Source organism: Streptomyces oceani (assembly GCF_001751245.1).
Lineage (GTDB): Bacteria > Actinomycetota > Actinomycetes > Streptomycetales > Streptomycetaceae > Streptomyces > Streptomyces oceani.
Genome location: NZ_LJGU01000076.1, coordinates 1 through 1,183 on the forward strand (window position 1 = coordinate 1; position 1,183 = coordinate 1,183).

2 protein-coding genes are annotated in these 1,183 nt (G+C 73.3%); both read right to left on the reverse strand.

The window, feature by feature from the left end:
- Positions 1-546, reverse strand: a 546-nt coding sequence (locus tag AN216_RS00410; RefSeq protein WP_070194542.1) for an ABC transporter ATP-binding protein, incomplete at its 3' end; no start/stop codon positions are given.
- Positions 543-1,183: FecCD family ABC transporter permease (locus AN216_RS00415; RefSeq protein ID WP_139140820.1), on the reverse strand; the 641-nt coding region annotated here is incomplete at its 5' end. The genes AN216_RS00410 and AN216_RS00415, both read right to left, overlap by 4 nt.

Consider the following 1,183-nt stretch of genomic DNA (forward strand, 5'->3'; position numbering starts at 1 on the left):
CCGTACCGTACGCAGCAGGTCCAGCTGGTGGCCCAGGTCGAGATGGTTCGTGGGCTCGTCCAGCAGGAGCACGGACGGCTGCTGGGCGAGCGAGCGCGCGAGCTGGACTCGTTGGCGCTCGCCACCGGAGAGGGTGTTCCAGCCGCGCTCGGCCAGTTCCTGGACATGCGCCGCGGCCATCGCCTCGTCCACCACGGACGCCGCCGGATCGGCCGCTCCGGGCCAGCGGCCCCGGTACGGAATCCGGCCCAGCTCGACCACCTGACGCGCGGTGAGCGGCAGCGAGGTGGCGGCCTGCTGCTCCAACAGGGCCACCAGTCGGGCGCGTTCCCGGGCGGGGAGGGTGGCGACCTCGCGTTCGCCGAGCAGCACCCGGCCGTGGGCGGGCCGGTGCAGCCCGGCCAGCAACAGCAACAGACTCGTCTTCCCCGACCCGTTGGGCCCGATGAGGCCGGTGACCGCACCCTCGGGCATCTCGGCGGTGACGCTGTCGAGGACGGTCTGTCCACCGCGTATCCAGGTCACGTCCTGTGCGCCGACCCTCATGTCGACCTCCCCTCGCGGCGCAGCAGCCAGGCGAAGACCGGCGCGCCGACGACCGCCGTGAGGACGCCGATCGGGATCTCCTGCCCGTCCACCAGGGAACGGGCGAGGGTGTCGGCGACCACCAGCAAGAACGCGCCGGCGAGCGCGCTGAGGGGGAGCAGCCGCCGATGCGTCGGGCCGCACACCAGACGCACCAGGTGGGGCACGACGAGGCCGACGAACCCGATGGCGCCGGTGAACGACACCAGCCCGGCGGTGACCAGCGCGGTGACCAGTAGCAGGGTCCAGCGCGTCGCCCGTACGTTCACGCCGAGGGAACCGGCGGCGGACTCACCGAAGGCGAAGGCGTCCAGGGCCGAGGTGTACGCCATGATCAGCACGAAGGCCACGGCGACGATCGCCAGGAGCGTGACCGCGCCCGTCCAGCGCACCCCGGCGAGCGAGCCGAGGGTCCAGTTCAGGACGCGGCGGGCGGCGTCGTGGTCGCCGCTCATGATGACGATGAACGAGGTGTAGGCCGCGCAGATCTGTCCCACCGCGGCCCCGGCAAGCACGACCCGGGCGGGCGGCAGCGCGCCGGTGCGTCCGGCCGCCAGCCCCAACACGAGGACGAGCGCCCCCAACGCGCCGGCGAACG